Source organism: Streptomyces sp. P6-2-1, assembly GCF_050613165.1.
In the GTDB taxonomy this organism is placed as follows: domain Bacteria; phylum Actinomycetota; class Actinomycetes; order Streptomycetales; family Streptomycetaceae; genus Streptomyces.
The window spans coordinates 454786-471729 of sequence record NZ_CP192513.1; the positions used below are offsets into that span (position 1 = coordinate 454786).

The window sequence follows — 16944 nt, forward strand, 5'->3', positions numbered from 1 at the left end:
GCCCTCTCGCGCGCGGAGGGCGCCCCGTACCCGTACGAGGTCGCCCTCCGTGCGGGCCGCCGCCTCGCTCATTCCCTGCGCAGAGCCACGAAGCGGCGCCCGCTCGCCTCCCACTCCCCCGCGCCCGCCCACGCGCCGGTGCCGCGCGCGTGGCGCAGGAGCGCGGTGCTGCCGATGCGGGCCCAGGGGAAGGGGGCGCCGTGGCCGCCGCGGCCGTCGCCGACACGGACGCTCAGGCGTTCGTCGACGGCGTGCGCCGCGGTCTCGACGAGGAGGGTCCCGCCGGGGCGGACGAGTTCGGCGGTGCGGCGCAGGAGCCGGGGCGGGTCGCCCCCGATGCCGATGTTCCCGTCCACGAGCAGCGCGGTGTGCCAGCGGCCCGTGCCGGGCAACGGCGCGAAGACGGAGCGGCACAGGGCGCCGCCGCCCCCGCGCACGGCACGGGCGACGGCGTGCGGGTTCGCGTCGACGCCGAGGGCGGCGACGCTGCGCTCGGCGAGCGCGGCGAGGAAGCGCCCGGGACCGCAGCCGATGTCGAGGACGCTGTCGCGGCAGCGGTCGATGACGGTGCGGTCGGCGGCGTCGGGGGCCGCGCACCAGCGCTCGATGTCGAGCGGGTGCCTGGTGCCGTCCTCGCGGTGCAGGTAGAGCGGGCCGCGCCCGGAGCGCAGGGCCGCGCTCCAGGGGTCGCAGCGACTCCAGGCGTGCTCCTCGTGCGCCTCGTGCGTCTCGTGCGCCTCGTGTTTCCCGTGGTCCTCGGGGACGGCTTGGACGCGGGGCGGGGCGCTCATGGGTGGCTCCCCGTGGTCGTACAGGACGTCAGGAGACCTGCGGGCAGGGCGCCGACGGCGGCGGCGAAGCGCGAGTGCGGGGCGAGCGCGGCGACGCTCAGCGCGTCGGGCGCGGTGTCGACGTCGGTGAGCGTGGCGAGGGTGCCGGTGCGCAGCCCCGCCGCGCGCAGGCGCGCGTGCTGGAGGGCGCCGGTGTCGGGGCGCGACATGGGGACCCCGCGCAGGAGCGCGGCGCGCGGGAGGGGCAGCGCGCAGGGCGCGGCGAGCGCGAGGGCCCAGAAGCCGCCGTCGCTCGCGGGCCCGAGCCATGCCTCGTGGTGCGCGAAGGCGTGCGGGGCGAGGACGGGGGCGAGTGCGGTCGCGTCGAGTTGCGGGGTGTCCATGCCGACGAGGAGCACCGGCCCCTCGCACGCGGCGAAGACGGCAGCGAGACGGACGTCGAGCGTCCCCGGCACCTGCGGGATCACGTCGAAGCCGGGCGGGAGCCACGGGCCCGTACCCCCGTCGAGCGCGAGGACGCGGCGGCGCGCCGGGAGCGCGGCGAGCGTCGCGAGGGTGTCGTGGAGCGCGGCGCGCGCGAGGTCAGCGGCCTGGACCGGGGTGCATGGCGGGCACAGGCGCGTCTTGACCCGGCCGGGCAGCGGTTCCTTCGCGATGACGGCGAGCGTGAGGTCGGGGGGGACGGGGCGCGAGGCGGGTACCGGGGCGTTCACCGGGCCTCCGTTCCCGCCGCGGCGAGCACGCGGCGCATGTCGTGCACGGCCTGCCAGGTGCCGCGCCAGGTCCCTGTGACCTTCGAGCTGCCGGTACGGGGCAGGTACGGGACGTCGCGTTCCTCGACGCGCCAGCCGGCCTCGGCGGCGCGCACCACCATCTGGAGCGGGTAGCCGCTGCGCCGGTCGCTCAGCGCGAGTTCCCGCAGGGCGGTGCGGCGGGCGAGGCGCAGCGGGCCGAGGTCGCGGAGCGCGAGCCCGGTGCGGCGGCGCAGGCTGTGCGCGAGCGCCGCGTTGCCGAGCCTGGCGTGCAGGGGCCAGCTGCCGCGCGCGGGCCTGCGGCGGCCGAGGACCAGGTCGGCCGCGCCCGAGGAGACGCGCGCGGCGAAGGCGGGGAGCAGACCGGGGTCGAGCGAGGCGTCGCAGTCGCAGAAGGCGACCAGCTCGGCGGTCGCCGCTTCGAGTCCGGCGTGGCACGCGGCCCCGAAGCCGCGCCGGGCCTCGGTCACGACGTGCGCGCCGAGGGACGCGGCGATCTCGGCGGAGCCGTCGTCGGAGCCGTTGTCGACGACGACGGCCCGCCAGCCCTCGGGCACCCGGCCGAGTACCCAGGGCAGGGCCTCGGCCTCGTTGAGGCAGGGCAGGACGAGGTCGACGGGCGCGGGCGGGGTGCTGGTGTGGGGGGTGGGGAGCGGTGCGGGTGTGGGGGTGGGGTGGTTCATGGGCACACCGTACGAAGACAAATGCCGCGAACCGGTCAGCGTGGCCCTGCGAAACGCGGGACAGCCGGGTCAGCCCACGGCCTCGCGCATCGGTTCCCTGGCGAACTCGGCGATGCCCTCGGCGAAGGGCACTTCGGCGCGCCAGCCGAGCGCGCGGCTCAGGCGCGCGGAGTCGGCGGTGATGTGCCGCACGTCGCCGAGGCGGTACTCGCCGGTGACGAGCGGAGCGGGACCCCCACAGGCGTCCGCGAGGGTACGGGCCATGTCGAGCAGGGTGCGCGGGGTGCCGCTGCCCGTGTTGTACGCGGTGAGGGTGCCGGGGGGCGTGGCGGAGGCGGTGAGCGCTTCGAGTGCGCGGACGTTGGCGGCGGCGATGTCCCGTACGTGCACGAAGTCGCGCCGCTGCGCGCCGTCCTCGAACACGCGGGGCGCCTCACCGCGGGCGAGCGCGGAGCGGAAGAAGGAGGCGACGCCCGCGTAGGGGGTGTCGCGGGGCATCCCGGGGCCGTAGACGTTGTGGTAGCGCAGGGCGACGGCGCCGCCGCCCGTGGCGCGGGCCCAGGCGGCGGTGAGGTGTTCCTGCGCGAGCTTCGTCGCGGCGTAGACGTTGCGGGGGTCGGTGGGCGCGTCCTCGGGGACGAGTCCCGGGTCGAGCGAGGCGCCGCAGGCCGGGCAGCGGGGCTCGAAGAGACCGGCGCGCAGGTCGGTCTCTGCACGCGGCCCCGGGCGCACGAGTCCGTGCGCCGCGCACGAGTAGCGGCCCTCGCCGTAGACGACCATCGAGCCCGCCAGGACGAGGGCGCGCACGCCCGCGCGGGCGGCGGCCGCGAGGAGCACGGCGGTGCCGAGGTCGTTGCAGCCGACGTAGTCGGCGGCGTCGGCGACACCGTTGCCGAGCCCGACCATCGCCGCCTGGTGGCTGATCGCGTCGATGCCGCGCAGGGCCGTCTCGACGGCGGCGGGATCGCGCACGTCGGCGTGCACGAGCCCGGCGGCCCGGGGCGGCGGGACGGTGCGGCCTTGGGGATGGACGGCGGGGAGGAGGGCGTCGAGCACGAGGGCTTCGTGCCCGCGCTCGGCGAGAGCGGCGACGACGTGACGCCCGATGAAGCCGGCTCCGCCGGTGACGAGTACGCGCATGTGCGGGGACCCTAGGGGCGCCCGCCCCGCGGCGGGGCGGGGCGCGCCGGGCGAGGCCCCCGCGTCAGCCCTCCAGCGCCGTCCGCGCCAGCCCTCCAGCACCGTCGCGTCAGCCCTCCAGCGCTGTCGCGACCTCCCGCAGGAAGCGGGCCGTGGCGCGCGGGGCGGGGGCCAGCTCCGGGTTCCAGGCGAGGACGGGCCGACCGGCCGTCAGGCGGGTCCAGGCGGGGACACCTGCGAGGTCCGCAGGGGGGACGGCGTTGCCGCGCGCGTCGGCGAGGACGAGGTCGGCGCCGAGCCCGGCCGCGTACTCCCAGTCGGTGGTGAGCCAGTTGAGCCCGGGGCCCGGGCCGGGGTCCACGAGGTCCGCGCCCAGCTCGGCGAGGTGGCGCAGTTCGGGCCAGGTGCCGGGGCGCGCGAGGTGCACCTGCTCGGTGCCGGCCGCCGAGAGGACGAGGACGCGCGGGGCGCCGGGGCGGGCGGCGGCGGTGCGTACCGACTCCCGCGCCTGCGCGAGGTCGTCCCCCGCCGCCGGGTCGGCGGGCAGGCCGAGCGCTTCCGCGAGCGCGGCGAAGCGGGCGACGAGGCGCGTGAGCGGGGTGCCGCCCGCGACCGAGAGGGCGACGACGGGCACGCCGAGGCTCGCGGCGACGCCCTCGTCGACGGCGTAGGCGAAGTGGTCGTCGTAGGTGACGTCGACGATCAGCTCGGGCGCGGCGGCGCCGAGCGCCTCCTCATCGAGGGTCTTGCCCGCGCCGAGGTAGGGCACACCGGCAGGGAGTGCGCCCGCCTTGACCGGGTCGGCCCGCTCGCCGTCGTGGCCCGAGCCGAAGATCCCGGCCGGGGTGAGTCCGTACTCATGGAGCGCGGCTCCGGCACGTATGTAGGCGACGACGCGTGCGGGCCTTCGTGGCGCGCGCACCACGTTCCCGCGGTCGTCGGTGAACTCCCAAGTGGTCGAGGACATCCGCTCCACCCCCTCAGCGGACCCGGCGGGGTCCCGGGACCGTCCGTCGGTCCCGGGTCCCAGCCTGAGCCCCGGACGGGGTGCCGGACAAGGGCGCGAGGGGCCCGTCGAAAGAAAACCGGGGCCGTGCGAATGTCCGGAACTCACCTGTTGCCAGTGGCAGTTGACAGCACCTCGGCGATGCCTGCTCAGCGCAGGTCGAAGACGAGCCGCGCCGTGGCCTGGCCCGAGAGCACCTCGTCGATGGCGAGGTTGATGTCCTCCAGGCGGCGCGACTCGCGGATGACGCGGGTGCGGCCGAGCCGGTGGAGGCGGAAGACCTCGGCGAGGTCCTGCCGGGTGCCGACGATCGAGCCGAGGACGGTCTTGCCGCTCAGCACGGTCTCGAAGACGGGCAGTTCGAGACTCCCCTCGGCGGGGAGCGCGACGAGGACGAGGGTGCCGCCGCGTCGCAGCGCGCTGTAGGCGGCGCGGAAGGAGTCGTTGTCGACGGCGGTGGAGATCGCGACATCGGCGCCGCCGAGCCGCGTGACCTCCTCGGCGACGTCCTGGTCGCGGGCGTCGATGACGTGGTCGGCGCCGAGTTCGCGCGCGAGGGCGAGTTTCTCGTCGGTGACGTCGACGGCGATCGTCTCGCCGCCGAAGATCCGCGCGTACTGGAGCGCGAGGTGTCCGAGGCCGCCGATCCCGGAGACGAGGACGCGCTGCCCCGGGCGGGTCCCGCCGGCCTTGACGGCCTTGTACGTGGTGACTCCCGCGCAGGTCAGGGGCGCGGCGTCGAGCGGGTCGATGCCCTCGGGGACCGCCACGACGTAGTCGGCGTCGGCGAGCGCGTACTCGCTGTGGGTGCCGTCGATCGAGTAGCCGGTGTTCCGCTGCTGGAGGCACAGCGTCTCCCAGCCGGAGACGCAGTGGTCGCAGTGTCCGCAGGCGGTGCCGAGCCAGGGCACCGCGACGCGGTCGCCGACCGCCAGGTGCCCGGCGGCCCCGGGCCCGGTGGCCTCGACGATGCCGATGCCCTCGTGGCCCGGCACGAAGGGCGGTGAGGGCTTGACGGGCCAGTCGCCGTGCGCGGCGTGGATGTCGGTGTGGCAGAGCCCAGAGGTCTCCATGCGCACGAGCGCCTGGCGCCCGGTGGGCCGCGGTACCGGGCGGTCCTCGATGGCGAGGGGCTCGCCGAAGCCGGGGACGACGGCTGCCTTCATGCGGACCTCCGTGGGCTGCGGTGCGAGCGGCTCGCCGCTGGGGTGCGGGGGGTGCGGAGCGTGTGCGGCGCCCGGGCGGGCGTGCGGGGCGTGCGGCCTGAGCGGCAGGCGGGACGTACGCGGTACGTGCCGCACGGCGAGCCGCGCGAGCGCGAGGGCGCGCAGGGCCAGGGCGAGACCGCGGGCGCCGCGCGGGACGACGCGCCGGGCCGCGCGGCGCTCGCCGGGGCCTTCGCCCGCCGCCGCGTGGCCCGTGCTCAGCGGGTGCCGCCGCCCTCGCCGCCGCCGTACCTCTTCTCGAACTTGGCGACCTGTCCCTCGCTGTCGACGACCCGCGCCTTGCCGGTGTAGAAGGGGTGGCTCTCGGAGGAGATCTCCACGTCGACGACGGGGTAGGTCTCGCCGTCGTCCCACTCGACCGTCTCGCTGCTGGTCGCCGTGGAGCGGGTGAGGAAGGCGTAGCCCGCGGCCCGGTCGCGGAAGACGACGGGGTGGTAGTCGGGCTGCTTGTCCTTCTGCATGGCTGCGGCTCCTGTCTCGGTGCGGGAACGGCTCGGGAACGGGCGGCTCGGGAACGGGATCGGGGACGGACGGGGACGGGCTGGGAGACGGGCAAGGGGCGGGCGGGGCGGGAAGGCCCGCCTCAGGGAAGGTCGTTGACGTCCTCGTCGACGGGGAGGTCGTTCTGGTCGTCCTCGACGACGTGCACGGCGGCCTCCTCGGCGGACGCCGCGGCGCCGTCGATGCCGACGTCGGAGGCCACCAGGTCCTTCTCGGTGTCGGGCCCGAGGCCCTCGTCGGGCGCGACGAGGCGCCCGGAGCGGTCCTCGCCCACCTCGTCGTCGCGCAGCTCGCCGTCCGTGTCGAGCGTGTCGCCGAGGCCGTCGCCCTGCGGGTCCCCGATGTCGGGCACCTCCTCGGACAGACGCCTGTCGAGCGTCTCGCCCTCCTCGCTCTCGCTGAGCGTGGTGCCGTCCTTGTCGGCGGCGAGGGGACGCTCCAGCGGCGAGTAGCCCTCGTCGAGGGGGTCCTTCACGTCGGGATCGAGAAGGGTGTCGTCGTAGTCGAGCTGGGCGAAGTCGTCGTCGTCCCGCTCCTCGGAGCCGTCCGGCTGGTAGACGTCGTCGCCACGGCCCGTGTCATCGCTGTCCACGAGTGATCCTCCCGGTCATCGGTGCACGCCGAGCGGCGCCTCCCGGCCAGCGTGGGGCGCCGCGGGGGCGCGGGCCACCGCGCGTGGGCCGAACGGGTGAGTCCGCACGGCTCGTACGGGAGGCCCCGTACCCCGCGTACGGCCGCGCACGCACACCGGCCGCGGTGTGCGTGCGCGGGTACGGGGCGTGACGCCGGTGGGCTACTCGCCGTGCCCCTTCGTGGTCTCGGGCACGTAGAGGCGTACGTCGGTGAGGCTCGCGTCGCCCTCGTAGACGTTGGTGTAGAGGTCGCCGATGACGAAGGAGTCGGGGTAGGCGGAGCCCTGGGGCCACTGGTCGGGCCAGGCGGAGCTGCCGTGCAGGTCCTGGCCCTGCGTGAGGGTGTTGTTGAAGCGGCCGTCGTACTCGTCGGGGGTGACGTTGTAGTGCCAGATGGGGTCGTCGCCGACGACGAAGTCCCGGTGGAAGCGGAGGGTCTGCTGTCCGGCGCGGGCGAAGTTGCCGCTCGCCTCCAGCGTGTAGCCCGTCGCGTCGCGTTCGATGGCGAAGGTGTAGTCCTCGTCCGGCATCAGCTCGGGTTGCAGTTCGGCGGCCGACGAGAGCTGCTGCTCGGCGACGCCGTCCGAGCAACTGGTCATGAACCACTGCGAGTTGCCCGCGAGTCCGCCCTGGCCCGGGTTCCAGTCGGGGAGCCCCGAGATCCACATGTTGACGGTGTTGTAGCTGCTGTCGCGGTAGTCGTAGTACGTGTCGTCGGCGGCGTCGCACACGCGCCCGCCGCTGCCGGTGCCGACCCGGTCGGGGTGCTGGGCGAAGGAGTCCATGAGGACCTTGCGGCGGTAGTGCCAGAAGTGGTTGTTGCGCGGTGCGGGATCGGCGAAGTCGACGATGGAGAGGTAGTGGAAGCCGTTGTAGGCGTACGGGCCCTCGCGGACGTCCTGCCAGGCGCAGTACGGGGCGGAGGCGTCGCCGTCCCAGCCGGGGCTGCGGGAGCCCTCGCCCCAGGGGTGCTGCGTCTTGCAGCCGTCCGTGGAGTAGCCGTTGACCTTGCCGTCGTACTCGATGGTGCCGTCGCGCTTGCCCCCGAAGTCGATCGTCTTGAGGGTGTACTCGATGCGGTACCGGCTCGGCAGGGACTTGGTGGGGCGCAGGATCGCGCCGCCGGTGTGGTCGGGCACGTCGAGCACGGCGACGGGCGAGCCGCCCGCGCGGCCGTTCTTGATGGACGGGGGTTTCTCGATGGTGCCGTCCTTGTCCCAGTCGCGCGCGGAGAGCGAGGCGGTGAGCCAGCCGCCCTCGCCGACCTCGAACTCCTTGCGGTAGGTGGCGAAGGAGTTGAGCTGGGCGTCCCAGGCGTCGCCGTAGTCGTTGTGGTACCACTTCCCGTTGTCGTCCATGACGGTGTCGAAGGGGTTGTCGTAGGCGTCGCGCACCCAGGGGGCCCCGCCCGGGTCCAGCGGCTCGCTGAAGTCCTCGGAGTGGAGCAGGCGCCAGCCCGCGAGGTGCGGCTTGCCGTGCCCGTGGCCGCCGCCCCCGGCCGCGCTGCCGGGGGCGCTCAGGAACGGGGTGAGGGCGAGGACCCCGGCGAGGACGAGGCCGAGGGTGCGGCGGCGGTGGAGGCGGGGGTGGCGGCGCTGGACGCCCCCGCGCCGGACGCGAGCGGGCGCGGGAGCGCCGGGCGGCGGCGCGGGCGGGGCGGCGGACGGCGGTACGGGCGGGGCGGCGGACGGCGGTACGGGCGGGGCGGCGGACGGCGGTACGGGTGGGCGGCTCGGGCGGTCCATCAGAACTCCCCTTCCGGGTCCTGGTACTTGGCTGCGTTCTCCTCGGTCACCTGGGGCGAGTCGACGACGGTGTCCTTCTCGGGCTTCTTGCCGTCGAGGACGTCGATCGCGCGGTCGAGCCCCAGGCTGCCGATCTGGTCGGCGTCGTTGAGCCCGGTCACGAGGTAGTTGCTTCCCGCGGCGATGGCCTGAAGCGCCTCGGCCTGTCCGTCGACCCCGGCGAGGACGATGTCCTTCTCGCGCCCCGCGTCCTTGATGGCGCGCTGCGCGCCGAGGCACATGGCGTCGTTCTCGCAGAAGACGGCGTCGAGGTCCTTGTGCGAGGCGAGCAGGCTCTCCATGACGGTGAGGCCGCCGTCCGAGGCCCAGTTGCCGTAGTCGGGCGCCTCGACCATGCGGATGCCCGCGTCGCCGAGCGCCTTCTTGACGCCGGTGGTGCGGGCGAGACCGATGCTGTTGTCGGCGGGTCCGCCCTTGATGAGCGCGACGGTGGCGTCCTTGTCGAGTTTCCCCGCGAGGAATTCGCCGTCCTGGCGCCCGATGGCCTCGTTGTCGGGGCCGATCCAGCTCGCGTACGTACCGCTGCGGAACTTGCGGTCGACGAGGATCGCCGGTTTGCCCGCCGTCTTGAGGGCGTTGAGGACGGCCGGGGCGGATTCGAGGGGGCCGCCGGAGATGATCACGGCGTCGACGTTCTTGCTCAGCAGGTCCTCGACGTTGGAGGCGAGCTTCGCCGCGTCGCCGCCCGCGTCGGTCGAGACGATCGTGACGCCCTTCTTCTTCGCGCGGGCCTTCACGGCCTTGTCCATGCCGACGAAGTAGGGCCCGGAGAGGGTGAAGTTGGCCATCCCGATCGTGTAGTCGCCGTTCCCCTTGCCCGTGCTCGCCGTGCCGTCGTCGGAGCAGGCGGCGAGCGGGACGAGGAGAGCGGCCGCGGCGAGCGCGGAGCACAGGCCCCGGCGCGTCTTTTTCATGATCATGACAACCCTTTCGCGGGGGCCGCTCCACCGCGGAGCCGGCCGGTGCGCTGGACGAGGATGACGGCGATGATGACGAGTCCCTTGAGCACCTGCTGCCAGAAGCTCTGCACGTCGTAGAGGTTGAGGAGGTTGTTGATGAGGGCGAGGACCAGGACGCCGCCGAAGGTGGCCCGTACCGAGCCCTTGCCGCCCGCGAGCGAGGCGCCGCCGATGACGCAGGCGGCGATCGCGTCGAGTTCGAAGGCGGTGCCGACGCTGGGCTGCGCGATGCCGACACGGCTCGCGAGCACGACGCCTGCGAGCCCGGCGCAGGCCCCGCTGATCGCGTAGGCGAGGACGAGGTGGCGGCGCACGCCGATCCCGGCGAGCCGCACGGTCTCGGCGTTGCCGCCGAGCGCGGTGAGGGTGCGGCCCGGGGGCGTACGGCTGAGGAAGACACCGCCCACGAGGAAGACGAGCAGCATGATGAGCGTCGAGACGGGGAGCGGCCCGACCGAGGTGGAGCCGAGCCTGAAGAAGGACTCCTTCTCGGGGCCCACGGGGGTCTCTGAGTAGACGTACGTCAGCCCGCGCACGGTGGTGAGAGCGGCGAGCGTGACGACGAAGGGCGCGAGCTGGAACCGCGCCACGAGCACCCCGTTGACGAGCCCGACACCGAGCCCCGCGAGCAGCCCGAGGAGCATCGCGAGCGGGACGGGGAGCCCGCTGGAGAGCCCGGCGGCGAGAATGCCGGCGAAGGCGACGACGGAGCCGACCGAGAGGTCGATGCCGCCGGTGAGGATCACGGTGAGCATCCCGAAGGCGAGCAGGCCCGTGGTGACCATCTGCTTCAGCAGGTTGGTGAGGTTCGCCTCGGTGAGGAAGGCGTCGGTCGTGATCCCTGCGACGACGACGAAGGCGACGAGGAGGACGAGCAGGCCCGCCTCCAGGGTCAGGTCCCGCCCGGCCACCACGAGCCGCGCCCCGCGCCGCGTGGGCGGCGGGACGTCGGGGGTGGTGTCCCCGGGCGAGGGGGCGGGGTGTGATGCGGTCATGCGGCTGTCCGTTCGCGAGCGGGCTTGCGGGTACGGGGAGCTGGACGTACGGCTCGGGCGGGGCGTGCGGGTCGGGCGGGGCGTGCGGGTCGGGCGGGGCGTGCGGGTCGGGCGGGGCGTGCGGGTCGGGCGGGGCGTGCGGGGCGTGCGGGGCGTGCGGGGCGTGCGGGAAGGCGGTGCGGGCGTGCGGGAGTCGCGCGCGTGCCGGAGGCGGAGGGGCGCGGGCGGTCAGCGCAGCGGGGCCTGCGGGGGTCCTGTCATGCCGCGTGGCCGATCGCGTGGCCGAGCACCGTGTCGTGCGCGGTGCCCTCGGCGGGGAGTTCGGCGGCGATACGGCCCTCGTGGAGGACGAGGACGCGGTCGCAGGCGCCCAGGACCTCACCGAGGTCGGAGGAGACGAGGAGCACGGCGAGGCCCTCGCGGGCGAGCGCGTCGAGCATGCGGTAGATCTCCGCGCGGGTCGCCGCGTCGACGCCCCGGGTCGGCTCGTCGAGGAGGAGGACGCGGGGCTCGGTGAGGAGCCACTTCGCGAGCACGGCCTTCTGCTGGTTGCCGCCGCTGAGCGCGTGGACGGGCAGCCGCGCCGCGTGCGCGGGGCGCAGGTCGAGCTGTGCGGAGAGCCGTTCGGCGTCGGCGCGACGGCGCGCGGTGTCGACGAAGGGACCGCGGGTCGCTGTGGGCAGGGTCGTGAGGCCGATGTTCTCGGCGGTGCTGAGGCCGAGGACGAGCCCGGTGCGCTTGCGGTCCTCGGTGACGAGCGCGAGCCCGGCGCGGATCGCCTGCGCCGGGCGGGTGAAGTGCCCGCCGCGCGGCGCCGAGCCCGCGACCCGTACCGTCCCCGACGCCGGTCGCGTGGCGCCGAAGACGCAGTGCGCGAGTTCGCTGCGCCCCGCGCCGACGAGCCCGAAGAGCCCGGTGATCTCGCCGGCCCGCAGCCGGAAGGACACCGGTCCGAACTCCCCCGGCCTGCGCAGCCCCTGGACGTCGAGCAGGACCTGGCCCGGGGCGGTGCGGCGCGCGGGGTAGAGCGCCCCGGGGCTGCGTCCCGCCATGAGGCGGATCAGCTCGCGTTCGTCGGTGCGCGCGGGTGTCGTCCGCGCGACGACGCGGCCGTCCTTGATGACGGCGATCCGGTCGGCGAGTTCACTGATCTCGGCGAGGCGGTGCGACACGTACAGGACGAGGACGCCCTGCGCCGCCAGGCGGCGGACGAGGGCGTGGAGCGCGTCGAGGTCGCTGCCCGCGAGGACGGCCGAGGGCTCGTCGAGCACGAGGACGCGGGGCGGACCGCCGGGGGCGGCGAGCGCCTTGGCGATCTCGGTCATCTGCTGGCGCGCGATGCTGAGGTCCCCGGCGGGGGTACGGGGGTCGATCGCGCCGAAGCCGACGGACTCCAGGACCTCGCGGGCGCGGGCGTGGGCGCGGCGGCGGTCGATGAAGGTGCCGAGCCGCAAGGGGTAGTGGCCGAGGAGAAGGTTCTCGGTGACGCTGAGCCCCGGCACGAGGCTCAGTTCCTGGTGGACGGTGCGGATGCCGTGCCGGTGCGCGTCGTGCGGGGAGCGCAGGGTCACGGGGGCGCCGTCGACGAGGAGTTGGCCCGAGGTGAGCGGTTCGGCGCCCGCGAGGACCTTGATGAGCGTGGACTTGCCCGCGCCGTTGGCGCCGACGACGGCGAGCACCTCGCCGCGCGCGCCGCGCAGGTCGATGCCGTGGAGGACCTCGGTGGGACCGTAGCTCTTGCGCACGGCGCGGAATTCGAGGGCGGGGGCTCTGTCCCCGGGGGCGGCGGCTCCCGCGGCGGCGGCACGCGTACCGGCGGGGCTCACCCCAGGGCTCCTGTCAGGATCACCGTTTTCTCCCTGCTGAACTCCCTTGCGGTGTCGTGCAGTCCCTCCGCCGAGCCGCCCGTGTCGCGCGGGCCGCCGAAGGGGAGGTTCTCGGCGCGCAGGGCCGTCGAGCCGTTGACGACGACGCCGCCCACGTCGAGCGCGTCGGCGAGCCGCAGGGCCCGTTCGACGTCGCGCGTGAAGACGGCGGCCTGGAGCCCGTACGGGGACTGGTTGGCGAGCCGTACGGCCGCGTACGGGTCGTCGAAGACGGCGACGGGAGCGACGGGCCCGAAGATCTCCTCGCGCAACGCCGCCGAGTCGTCGGGCACGTCGAGCAGGACGGAGGGCCCGTGGAAGGCGCCCTCGCGCGTGCCGCCGAGGGCGAGGCGGGCGCCGTCGGCGACGAGCGCGTCGACGGCCTCGGCGACGCGCGCGGCGGCTTCGGCGGTGATGAGGGGGCCGACGTCGGTGCCGTCGGCGAGCTGATCGCCCACGGTGAGCGCGGCGGCGCGGGCGAGCAGCGAGTCGGTGAAGTCGGCGTGCACGGCACGGTCCACGTACACACGTTTGACGGCGCAGCAGATCTGCCCGTTGCCCCGCGCGAGCCGTCCGAGCACGACGGCTTCGGCCGCTGCTTCCACGTCGGCGTCGGCGCAGACGAACAGGGCGTCGTTGCCACCGAGTTCGAGGTGGACGCGCTTGAGCGTGTCGGCCGCGCGGCGCGCGATCTCGCGTCCGGCGGCCGTCGAGCCCGTGAGGCTCACGGCGTCGATCCCCGGCAGGCTCGCGAGGGCCTGGGAGACGCGCACGCCTCCCGTCACCGTCTGGTGCGCGTACGGCGGGAATCCGGCGGCCTCGACGAGCGCGGCGACCCGGAGCAGGGCGAGCGGGCAGCGTACGGGCGGGTGGACGAGCACGGCGTTGCCGGCGGCGAGCGCGGCTGCGGCCTTGTGCGCGTACAGCTCGATGGGGTAGTTGAACGGCACGAGCGCGGCGACGACGCCGAGCGGGACGCGGCGGGTGACCGCGAGGTGGTGCGCGAGCCCTGGTACGGCGTCGAGCGGGATCTGGCGGCCGAGCAGCCGCGTGGCCTCGCCCGCGTAGCCCCGGAAGATCCGTGCGGCGGCGCGGACTTCCTCCACCGTCTGGGCGAGCGGTTTGCCGTTCTCGGCGGCGAGCAGCCGGGCGAGCGGGGCCTGTTCGGCCTCGATGGCGAGCGCCACCGCGTGCAGCAGCCGGGCGCGTTCGTGTGCCGGGAGCGCGGCCATGCCCCTGGCTCCCTCACGGGCGCGGCGGACGGCCTCTTCGATCTGGTCGGGGGTGGTGTCCTCGATCTCACCGAGGTGTTCCCCGGTGCCTGGATTGCGCACGGGCAGGACAGTGCTGCGGGACGTCATACGTCGGCTCTCCTGTGCGGCCTCGGGCCGGGGGCGATCCGGCTGGGACGACTCTCCGGAAGTGACGTGATGCTGGCTCCGTCGACCCCAATTAGTCAACAGTTTTGACAAATTCACGGCAAAGACGGGCCACAGGAATCAGACCGCGCCTCCCGCGCCCCGCGGCGCCGTACGCCGCTGATCAGGCCGCTCGTCCAGGGGAGCGCTCCCGCGGGAAAACCGGACGGCGCGCGGCGTTCGGGGCCGGAAAGGGCGCGGGAACACGCGTGGATGCTCTAGCGTTCACCTCTGTGGGAGGCGAGGCGCGAATCCCCCCCTCGCTGCCCCTCCCACCGCGACCCCTGCCGGTCCCCCCGTCCGGCAGGGGTCGCCCTTCGCCCGCGCCCGCGCGAGGGCGGGTTCACGTGGTGCGGGCCACGCGGTGCGGCCACGGCGTGCGGGCCACGGTCCGGGCGCGCGCCACGCTCCAGGGCCCGAAATCCCGCACCTTGAGCTTCGCCCTGCGGCCGTCCGGGTGGTGCCGCACGACGCCCTCGTACGGACGCGCCGCGACCCCCGCACGCAGGCCGCGGCGAAGTCGCGGGGCACCCTCGCGCGGCCCGCCGCGACGCCCGGCCCTCCAGGCCTGCCGCAGCGGCGGGTGGCGCGCGACACCCTCGGGGTTCTCCTTGGCCCTGGGCCCGACCAGCCCCGCATCGTCGCGCGGGACGCACGCGCCGTCGTACGTGGGGGTCGCCACCGCGCCCTCCCGCCGCGCCCTCGCCCGCCGCGCCCTCGCCCGCCGCGCCCTCGCCCGCCGCGCCCCACGCGCACTCCGGGGCGACCTCAGGCAGCAACCGCTTGCGGTCCCCGGGGCACGGACGAGGAGGGCCGGAATCCCGCGCACGGGGGCTCGGTGGGACGAGGGGGCACGACCGCGCCCCGGCACGGGTCGTCCGTGCCGGGGCGAAGGCTCGGCCGGGGCCGCAGGGGCCGAAAACGCGCTTTCCCCGCCGGAGGCCGGGTGCGTCAGCGGATCGGCACTCCCGCGAGCGTGCGCGCGATGACGAGGCGCTGGATCTCGCTCGTGCCCTCGAAGATGGTGTAAATCGCGCTGTCCCTGTGCATGCGCTCGACCGGGTACTCGCGCGTGTAGCCGTTGCCGCCGAAGATCTGGATCGCCTGGGCGGTGACCTGCTTCGCCGTCTCGCTCGCGAAGAGCTTCGACATCGAGCCCTCGGCCGACGTGAAGGGCTTGCCCGTCACCGCCATCCAGGAGGCGCGCCACACGAGGAGGCGCGCGGCGTCGATGCGGGTGCGCATGTCGGCGAGCTGGAAGGCGATGCCCTGGTTGTCGATGATGGGGCGACCGAACTGGGAGCGGGTCTTCGCGTACTCCAGGGCCTCCTCGTACGCCGCACGGGCGGTGCCGACCGCCATCGCGCCGACCGCGGGGCGGGACGCCTCGAAGGTCGCCATCGCCGCGTTCTTGATCCGCTCGCCGCCCTGCGCCTTCGCCCGCTCGCGGGCCCGCGCGAGGCGCTGGTCGAGCTTCTCCTTGCCGCCGAGCAGGCAGTGCCCCGGCACGCGCACGCCGTCGAGGACGACCTCGGCGGTGTGCGAGGCGCGGATGCCGTGCTTCTTGAACTTCTGGCCCTGGCTGAGGCCCTTCGTACCGGGCGGGACGATGAAGGAGGCGTGGCCCTTGGAGCCGAGTTCGGGGTCCACGACCGCGACCACGACGTGGACGTTGGCTATCCCGCCGTTGGTCGCCCACGTCTTGGTGCCGTCGAGCACCCACTCGTCCTTCGCCTCGTCGTAGACCGCGCGGGTGCGCATCCCCGCGACGTCCGAGCCCGCGTCGGGCTCCGAGGAGCAGAAGGCCGCGACCTTGACGTCGTCCGGTGTCCCGTACATCTGCGGCACCCACGTGCCGATCTGCTCCTCGGTGCCGTTGGCGAGCACGCCGACAGCGGCGAGGCCCGTGCCGACGATCGACAGGGCGATGCCCGCGTCGCCCCAGAACAGCTCCTCCATCGTCATCGGGATGCCGAGCCCTGTCGGGTCGAAGAACTGCTGGGCGTAGAAGTCGAGCGAGTAGATCCCGAGCTTGGCCGCCTCCTGGATCACCGGCCAGGGCGTCTCCTCGCGCTCGTCCCACTCGGCGGCCGCGGGCCGGATGACGTCGGCCGCGAAACCGTGCAGCCAGTCGCGGATCTCCCGCTGTTCCTCGTTGAGATCCATCGTGAACTCGGCCATGAGCGGCCCTCCCGCGTGACGAATGCTGTTACCTCAAGTAACCCGAGTCTGTTACCGGCCGGTAGAGCATGTCAACCGCTTCCCTCGCCCCCGACGGGCCCCGCGCGCGGGTGTTACGTTGCGCGGTGCGCGGGGCCGTCACGCCTGGTCCGGCGCGCGAAGACGGCACGGAGACGGCACGGGCGGGGAGATTCGTTGTGGAGAGCACGGGCACGACAGGCCGTGCCGCGCGGCAGCGTACGGCACAGCAGCGGACGGCGGCGCTGCGCCGGCGCGAACTCCTGGAGGCGGCGGACCGCGTGGTGCTGCGCGAGGGGCCCGGCGCCTCGATGAACGCGATCGCGGCGGAGGCGGGGATCACCAAGCCGATCCTCTACCGGCACTTCGGGGACAAGGGCGGTCTGTACCGGGCGCTCGCGACCCGGCACACCGACGCCCTGCTCGCCTCGCTGCGCCAGGCGCTGGACGCCCCGGCCGCGACGCGCAGGGACCGCGTGCGCCGCACACTCGACACGTACCTCACGGCGATCGAGGCCAGGCCCCAGGTCTACCGCTTCCTCATGCACCCCGCCGAGGACGCGCCCACGCCCGAGACCGCCGGCTTCGACGTGGGCCGCCACTCCGCGCCCCTCCTGCGCCGCCTGGGCGAGGAGCTGGCCGAGGTGATCGCCGAGCGCGTCGACCCGGGCCCGGGCGGCGCCCGCAGGGCCCGCGTCTGGGGCCACGGCATCGTCGGCATGATGCACGCGGCGGGCGACTGGTGGCTCGCCGAACGCCCTTGCGCGCGCGAGGAGCTGGTGGCGGATCTGACGGAGCTGCTGTGGGGAATGCTCGGCGAGGTCCCCGACAGGGGCGAGGACGGGCCGCGCTTCTGAGGAGCGGCCGGGGGCGGGGCGGCGGTGGACGGCGGAGGCGCCGGGCGGGGGCGCCCGGCCGGGGCACCGGGCGGGGCGCGGCGGTACGCGCCCGGGCTCCGCGGTACGCGCGAGG

At 74.9% G+C, this 16944-nt stretch carries 16 protein-coding genes; 1 reads left to right on the forward strand and 15 read right to left on the reverse strand.

Going from position 1 to position 16944, the window contains the following annotated elements; translation table 11 throughout:
- Window positions 1-68: 68 nt before the first annotated feature.
- From ACQYWQ_RS01985 to ACQYWQ_RS02055, 15 genes are all read right to left on the reverse strand, one after another.
- Window positions 69-791 carry a class I SAM-dependent methyltransferase gene (locus ACQYWQ_RS01985; RefSeq protein ID WP_431032124.1) on the reverse strand — a complete coding sequence of 241 codons (723 nt, stop codon included), beginning with the start codon at window positions 789-791 and terminating at the stop codon, window positions 69-71.
- On the reverse strand, window positions 788-1504 hold the full coding sequence (locus ACQYWQ_RS01990; RefSeq protein ID WP_431032125.1) for a TIGR04282 family arsenosugar biosynthesis glycosyltransferase: 717 nt from the start codon (window positions 1502-1504) through the stop codon (window positions 788-790). The genes ACQYWQ_RS01985 and ACQYWQ_RS01990 overlap by 4 nt, the downstream gene beginning before the upstream one ends.
- The gene (locus tag ACQYWQ_RS01995; protein ID WP_431032126.1) at window positions 1501-2226 is read right to left on the reverse strand and encodes a glycosyltransferase family 2 protein; all 726 of its coding nucleotides are present in this window, start codon (window positions 2224-2226) and stop codon (window positions 1501-1503) included. Before ACQYWQ_RS01995 ends, ACQYWQ_RS01990 begins: the two co-directional genes overlap by 4 nt.
- A 69-nt stretch (window positions 2227-2295) precedes the next feature.
- Entirely contained in the window at window positions 2296-3366 is a 1071-nt protein-coding gene (locus tag ACQYWQ_RS02000; RefSeq protein ID WP_431032127.1) for an NAD-dependent epimerase/dehydratase family protein, read from the reverse strand.
- Between the two features lie 109 nt (window positions 3367-3475).
- On the reverse strand, window positions 3476-4333 hold the full coding sequence (locus tag ACQYWQ_RS02005; RefSeq protein WP_431032128.1) for an ABC transporter substrate-binding protein: 858 nt from the start codon (window positions 4331-4333) through the stop codon (window positions 3476-3478).
- A 188-nt stretch (window positions 4334-4521) separates the two neighbouring features.
- Window positions 4522-5538 (reverse strand): zinc-dependent alcohol dehydrogenase, encoded by a 1017-nt coding sequence (locus tag ACQYWQ_RS02010; protein ID WP_431032129.1) that lies wholly within the window; start codon window positions 5536-5538, stop codon window positions 4522-4524.
- Window positions 5539-5795: 257 nt separating this feature from the next.
- A complete protein-coding gene (locus ACQYWQ_RS02015) occupies window positions 5796-6059 on the reverse strand; it encodes a type B 50S ribosomal protein L31 (protein WP_431032130.1) in 264 nt (87 codons plus the stop codon).
- A 122-nt stretch (window positions 6060-6181) separates the two neighbouring features.
- Entirely contained in the window at window positions 6182-6691 is a 510-nt protein-coding gene (locus ACQYWQ_RS02020) for a DUF5709 domain-containing protein (RefSeq protein WP_431032131.1), read from the reverse strand.
- A 201-nt stretch (window positions 6692-6892) separates the two neighbouring features.
- Entirely contained in the window at window positions 6893-8476 is a 1584-nt protein-coding gene (locus ACQYWQ_RS02025; protein ID WP_431032132.1) for a mucin-5B, read from the reverse strand.
- Window positions 8476-9450 (reverse strand): substrate-binding domain-containing protein, encoded by a 975-nt coding sequence (locus ACQYWQ_RS02030; protein WP_431032133.1) that lies wholly within the window; start codon window positions 9448-9450, stop codon window positions 8476-8478. The genes ACQYWQ_RS02025 and ACQYWQ_RS02030 overlap by 1 nt, the downstream gene beginning before the upstream one ends.
- 2 nt (window positions 9451-9452) lie before the next feature.
- A complete protein-coding gene (locus ACQYWQ_RS02035) occupies window positions 9453-10490 on the reverse strand; it encodes an ABC transporter permease (RefSeq protein ID WP_431032134.1) in 1038 nt (345 codons plus the stop codon).
- Window positions 10491-10747: 257 nt separating this feature from the next.
- On the reverse strand, window positions 10748-12316 hold the full coding sequence (locus tag ACQYWQ_RS02040) for a sugar ABC transporter ATP-binding protein (RefSeq protein ID WP_431032135.1): 1569 nt from the start codon (window positions 12314-12316) through the stop codon (window positions 10748-10750).
- Complete coding sequence (locus ACQYWQ_RS02045) at window positions 12313-13716, reverse strand: aldehyde dehydrogenase family protein (RefSeq protein ID WP_431032136.1); 1404 nt, start codon at window positions 13714-13716, stop codon at window positions 12313-12315. The genes ACQYWQ_RS02040 and ACQYWQ_RS02045 overlap by 4 nt, the downstream gene beginning before the upstream one ends.
- 400 nt (window positions 13717-14116) lie before the next feature.
- Window positions 14117-14455 carry a hypothetical protein gene (locus tag ACQYWQ_RS02050; protein ID WP_431032137.1) on the reverse strand — a complete coding sequence of 113 codons (339 nt, stop codon included), beginning with the start codon at window positions 14453-14455 and terminating at the stop codon, window positions 14117-14119.
- Between the two features lie 269 nt (window positions 14456-14724).
- On the reverse strand, window positions 14725-15954 hold the full coding sequence (locus ACQYWQ_RS02055; RefSeq protein WP_431032138.1) for an acyl-CoA dehydrogenase family protein: 1230 nt from the start codon (window positions 15952-15954) through the stop codon (window positions 14725-14727).
- Between the two features lie 197 nt (window positions 15955-16151).
- On the opposite strand from ACQYWQ_RS02055, the gene ACQYWQ_RS02060 reads away from it, so the two are divergent.
- Window positions 16152-16829 (forward strand): TetR family transcriptional regulator, encoded by a 678-nt coding sequence (locus ACQYWQ_RS02060; RefSeq protein ID WP_431032139.1) that lies wholly within the window; start codon window positions 16152-16154, stop codon window positions 16827-16829.
- Window positions 16830-16944: the final 115 nt, after the last annotated feature.